This window comes from Bradyrhizobium sp. 31Argb, assembly GCF_043638955.1.
Classification (GTDB): domain Bacteria; phylum Pseudomonadota; class Alphaproteobacteria; order Rhizobiales; family Xanthobacteraceae; genus Bradyrhizobium.
In genome coordinates this window covers 1-5350 of sequence record NZ_JBEGDB010000407.1, presented here as the reverse complement: position 1 = coordinate 5350, position 5350 = coordinate 1, and the positions used below count along the sequence as shown (strand labels likewise).

Annotated in this window: 2 protein-coding genes and 3 pseudogenes; 1 reads left to right on the top strand and 4 read right to left on the bottom strand. The window is 58.4% G+C overall.

Annotated elements, in window-relative coordinates; translation table 11 throughout:
• Positions 1–71 precede the first annotated feature (71 nt).
• Positions 72–1002 (bottom strand): annotated as a pseudogene (locus tag AAFX91_RS38710) (LysR family transcriptional regulator).
• A 555-nt stretch (positions 1003–1557) separates the two neighbouring features.
• On the opposite strand from AAFX91_RS38710, the gene AAFX91_RS38705 reads away from it, so the two are divergent.
• The gene (locus AAFX91_RS38705; RefSeq protein WP_207231137.1) at positions 1558–2979 is read left to right on the top strand and encodes a hypothetical protein; all 1422 of its coding nucleotides are present in this window, start codon (positions 1558–1560) and stop codon (positions 2977–2979) included.
• 133 nt (positions 2980–3112) lie between these two features.
• Here the strand turns inward: AAFX91_RS38705 and AAFX91_RS38700 are convergent.
• The 3 genes and pseudogenes from AAFX91_RS38700 to AAFX91_RS38690 all read right to left on the bottom strand — a co-directional run.
• Positions 3113–3892: pseudogene (locus AAFX91_RS38700) on the bottom strand (IS701 family transposase); the annotation flags it as partial.
• Positions 3893–4353: 461 nt separating this feature from the next.
• Entirely contained in the window at positions 4354–5106 is a 753-nt protein-coding gene (locus AAFX91_RS38695; protein ID WP_283813548.1) for a beta-L-arabinofuranosidase domain-containing protein, read from the bottom strand.
• A pseudogene (locus AAFX91_RS38690) lies at positions 5039–5278 on the bottom strand (beta-L-arabinofuranosidase domain-containing protein); the annotation flags it as partial. The gene AAFX91_RS38695 and the pseudogene AAFX91_RS38690, both read right to left, overlap by 68 nt.
• Positions 5279–5350: the final 72 nt, after the last annotated feature.

The following is a 5350-nucleotide window of genomic DNA, read 5'->3' as shown; positions in this document are numbered from 1 at the left end:
AAGGCTTCCTCCTAAAAGAAAGCCTTGAATCACGTTCAATCTGATTTGAGAATCCCAAGAGTCCACACGGCCTAGCGTTCTGCCAACAGATTGAGGAAACGCTTCAGAGCCGGGTTCTCATTGTCGTCGCGCCAATGCGCGTAGAAGTCCACCCGGCTTGGCTCCGCTCCGTCCTGCAACTCCCGGTACACAAGGCCAGCGAAACTTGCACCAATATCCGATTCCATCACTAGACTGAGCCCCATGCCCATACTCGTCAGACTCTTGATGATGCCAAGGCTTACGTCATGGCGCTCTACGGCGGGGCGATCGTCAGGTAGAACGAGCTTCGAAATCAAGAGATCCTCGAGCTCTCGTCCGGGATCATACTCACTTAGAAGGATCTTTTCGTTTACGCAAATCGGTCCAATAGATGATCTCGCGTGCCGCCAGGCAGTGATCCTGCGGCAGCGAGATCAGAATGCGTTCGCTCCAGAGCAGTAGTGATCTGGTGTCTTTTGAAGGTAGACGTCCAGGGCTAACGACAACGTCGACCGTTCCGTTACGGAGGGCAGTCATCAGACCGAAGCGAGAGCGTTCCATCGTTGCCAATTCGAGCCGTGGTAGCAGCTTCTTGAGCTCACCTATCGTCGCCCGCAAATTCCCGGTCGAAATGGATGTGCAGAAGCCAATGGTAAGGAGACCGGATTCGCCGCGTCCATTGGATACTCCCGTGTCGACGAGCGCATCGACTTGTTCCAAAATCAAACGGGCAATTCGCAGAACTGCTCGGCCAGCGAGAGTGGGCTTGATCCCCCCGCTCGAGCGGTCGAACAGCGAAGTCCCAACCAGATGCTCAAGCTGACCGACGGAACGGCTCAGCACCGTGTGCTTGATCGAAAGCACTTCGGCGGCGCGTCCAAAGCTTCCGTAGTCGCAAGCAGCAACGGCCAGTCGAAGCTGCTGAAGGTCAATAGCTCTGGCCGCGTTCCGCCGATTCTTCCTAATCTCGATTTCGGTCATGTTCAGAGCTCGATAGCAAACCGCAAAGAACATGACGTCCCCGCTCTAGGCGGGACGTATGTCTCGCTTGTCGCCGCCACGGAGGTAACTTCGACGGTCTCCGCGACGGGCGCCGCGAGCCTCTGTCGCAAGCTATCAACCTCACGACGAAGCCGCCCACCCCCTCACTGTAGGCGGCTTACATTGGCTGGATTCGAGCAGCGATAGGATTATGGCGGCCCGGCGCAAACCCGCTGGATCAGAAACCGCCGCGCAGACCGAATCTCTCGCGAAAGCGACACCTGGAAAAAAGAAGCAGCCGCAGGAGCGTCACCGTAGCGACGGCCCCCAAGAACGGGCCTTTAGGGTGCATGGTTTCGTCAGCTTGCCGAAAGCTAGATCTCCTACATTGAGCCCGGAGATCGGGACGCGATTGTCGCCTGTTTACTAGGGCGCAAGTTGCTCTTTCCGAGGTTCACATGATTCGTGTCTCAAACTTGCGGGCCTCTGTGCTGCTTGCGCCAGATCTGAGCTGGGCTGCATAGATCTGCAGCTTGATTTCGAATGGAGAACGGTATGGACGGCTCGCACTTCAATCCTCGGCAGGTGAACCCATCACTATCAGGATCGGCTCCGCAGAATGCCGAGATTCCGCCGGGTCAAGAGTCGGACGACGCGAGCTCGCAAGCGAGCTTTGAGCAGCTGCTCGAGGAATTGCCGCACGCTTCGTCAGAGGAGAGCGACCAAGGGATCCGGCGCACGGATCTCCTCCGCAGCGACGGCAGCCGAGCGGGGAAGCGCCCGAAAAGTTGGGCGTCGGTCGCATTCCTTCCTGACTCGTCAGCTTCTCGAAAGCCTGAAATGACCCATGCTGGAGGGGAACAGATGAATATCGATCCACCCAACACCGCAAAAGACTCCATTGAAGCTGACGATCTCCTGCGGCAGCGGCAGCGGGCGCAGCAACAGCCGGGCGACCTGAGCGCACAAACCAGCTCACCAGCACACCCGTCCCCGGATCAAGCGAACTTTGAGCAGCAGCTGAGTGAGTTGCGGCCAATCCACCGAACATCGGATTCAGCTGTCGCTTTGATGGATTCCGGGATTGGATCACCCTCGACCATGACGAAAGGCACTCTGAGAGCGTGCGCTATCCAGGAAAGCGAGCGGTGCCCGGCCGCTTCCTTTGTCAGGGGGCGCGCCGAACTTGCCGGATCGCTAACCGGAGCGAACGTTAAGGCGCTAAAGAACGAGATCAAACTCGCTGCGCAGCGAGCAGTACAGTGGCCACGAACCACCGGATCTTGTGCCGGCAGTGTTGACGGCGACCGCATCTTCGACGACGTGGTGGCATCATCGTATCTGCCGCTGCACCGTTTTCAGAACGAGGACATCGATTGCGAGCCCCTCCTAGAGGAGGAGGTGAGTGCCATCGCGCATGTGCGTTCCTTAGCGGATTTGCGTGCTCACGCGACCCCGCATGTTTCAAAGGCTGCTATCTGCTCGGACGACGAAAGAGAGGACGAAATTGATATGGCGCGCCTCGCTGCATGGCATACCAAAGGCCTTAGAGAGAGTGCTTTTGTGTCATTGTGCCAGGACCCCTCACGACTGCTCCTTTCAAAGGACGACAGTGAGAATGGCGCGAAGGCGATTGCAAAGAATGCTAAGAAGCTGCACACCTACACGGTACCAAGCGTCACCGCTTGGCCGATCAAAAAAATCAACGATATTTTAGAGCGTGGGCATGCTCCCGGAGATGAGGAGCTGCGAGATTGGGTGAGGGGAATACCGACCGAGGAGACCGAGGTCTTGTTTCTGGGCGGCAATCTAGCTGACTATCGGACAGCCATCGTAGATAATCCGAACACGGCTGACGCACCGCAAGATGGTCCGCGCATCAAGAAAGCAAGGGTCAGCTCCGATACGCCCGAGATGATGGCGGACTCTCGAACTCTTTGCCCCTCGGATTCCAGCCATCAATCTTCGCAGTCCTGACGAGCTATCGCCTGTGGTCGAATCGGCCGGGGTGGCGCGCCTGCTTTCAGTTATCTGGAAGTCGAGCGTGCCGAACGCGTGCGCGTCCGATCCAGGCGCATCAGCAGTTGAAAGAGGAGCTCGGGCTTGATCACGCGAGCATGTCTTCGGCGGGCGCGACAGGATGTCCGGAATGGACCGCTTGCGGGGACGCCCTCGCATTGCGAGCGGCCAGATCAGCTTGACGCCGACCGGGTCCACCTTCAGGTGACGAGGGATGCCATCGGCCCAGGCCAGCCCGCGTCGTGCCCCCTTGCCGAAACGGCGCACTGAGGCTGTATCCTGTATCGGCCAGCGGAACCGAACCGCACGCCGGCTACCATCGCGCGATCAATCTCGGCCAAAAGCTTGGATCGTGGGGTTCGGTATTCGACTGGTACGCCGCCGCGCTTCAAACTTGCGGTATCGCTGGTCCAACTCTCGGGTAGGAAGAGACGCAATGCGATCATCGCTGGTACTTCACCGCGCACAAGCGTCAGCGACGCCAACGTTGGGCAATTGCCATTTTGCCAACGCCCGAGGCATATTGAGCCGCGACACTGACCGAGTGTTCGCCCCTCTTCGTCAGCGCGGTGTCGTCGATAACCGGCACCGCATCATCGCCGCCGACGAGCCGGTCGGCCTGATTGAGCAGCTCTGTCTCTAACGGCTTCGCATCCCAGACGCCATCAGCGATGAAATGGTGCAGCTGATCGTATTCGCGCGCTGCAGAGCGTTACGCCATCGGTTGAATGTTTTTGCGCTCACCAGGGCCGATCAACCCGGCAATGTAACGCGGACACATCTGTCGCCGCGCCTTATGACCCAAGCGATCCGGGAATGGCTTCAGCCAAGGCTCGAGCTCGTCTTCGCAATCCGGCGTCGCGTTCCCCATGGTCGGCCCTCCAAAAGCCGACTTCCTCTCAATCGTCGAAAAATCGATTCGGGATCTTGAGGGTTCTGTGAGGTCGCGTGGCAGGCGGGAGCCGGGCGCGGTGGCGCGTGCTCATAGAAGCCGGATTGAACGAGCCGCTGCCACGCCCGAGCCGGCGAAATTGAAAACCGATGATCTTAGACGATCGCCAGGCTCAAACGCATGCACAACGGCGCGACGCGGCAGGGATGTTGCTAGTTGGGGTAGGTTGTCGAGGGTATGTGCTGTCAATGGGTTAGGCGTGGCGGAAAGGCCATCCGTCACAACCCTGGCGCGAGAAGCCCGGTAACGGCCTTCAACGAGGGAATTGCAGAGCGGCGCCGCGGCACGTGTTGCTAGGAAATTGAATCCGCGATCAAGGCCTAAAGGGCACTTCACGGGCGACGCATTAACTTCACGGACGCGCCACTCAGCCATCGGCGTCAGCGCTCCTTAATCCAAATCCGCATTTCGCCTTCGCCGCGGTTAGCCCAGCTGAACCATGGAATGAATGTCAGCCGCTGCGGTTGTAGCTGTCCAGGCACTTTGTCGTACTGACAAAGTGCCGTTTCTTCAGAATGCGTGTGTTGCAACCGGGACCCGTCAGCCTGCAGCAAAATCTTGTCGAAGAGACCAGTACCTTCGACAAGCGAAAACCGGCTTTCTGCAGGAAGCCAAAGGTTGTGTAACTCGGGCCCGTTGTCGGCTTCTTCCACACAATACATCAAAGGGCCGCGCTGGATAGCCACCTTGCCGGCCAAATTGCGAAGTTGCGGATGACCGTATACGCGGCGTACTTGCATCGGCAGCGATAGTTTGACGCGATCTCCCTGCCGCCACGTGCGGTGAATGTGCAAATAGCCCTTACGCGACTCGCAATGGACAGGTTCGCCGTTCAGGCTCACCGCCGGCGCGCTGCACCATTCCGGCAGGCGCAGGGCGAGCGTGTGGGCGATCGGCTGTGCAGATTCCACGGCGATTTCCACCTCGTCCCTCCAAGGATAGTTGCCGCTCATGAGCAACCGCAGGCGTATGCCCGCCAACCGATAATGCCACGCTATTGCCAATGTAGAGATTGATGTAGAGCGCGTCGGAGCATGGCGTATAGATGTAATGACCAATCGATGTGAAAAGGCGTGCGATGTTCGGCGGACAGCACGCGCAGCCAAACCAGCGTTGCCGCACCGGCCTGACATGATTGTAGATGCCATTGGACCGCAGCGTTTTGGGATGAACTTCGAGCGGGTTAACATAGAAATAGTGACGCCCATCGAAAGCGATACTGCCCAGAACCGTATTATAGAGCGCGCGCTCCATCACGTCGGCATAGCGACTGTCCACTTCCATCTCCAGCATACGGCGCGCCAACTGAAATGGACCCGCGGAGCGGGACCGCTTGAACCGGTTTGTTAGTTGGAAACTGACCGCTCCTGATCCCTT

Excerpts from the sequence above, each read along its gene's own strand:
- AAFX91_RS38705 (WP_207231137.1), top strand. The coding sequence starts at position 1,558 with ATGGACGGCTCGCACTTCAATCCTCGGCAGGTGAACCCATCACTATCA.
- AAFX91_RS38695 (WP_283813548.1), bottom strand. The coding sequence starts at position 5,106 with ATGTCAGGCCGGTGCGGCAACGCTGGTTTGGCTGCGCGTGCTGTCCGC.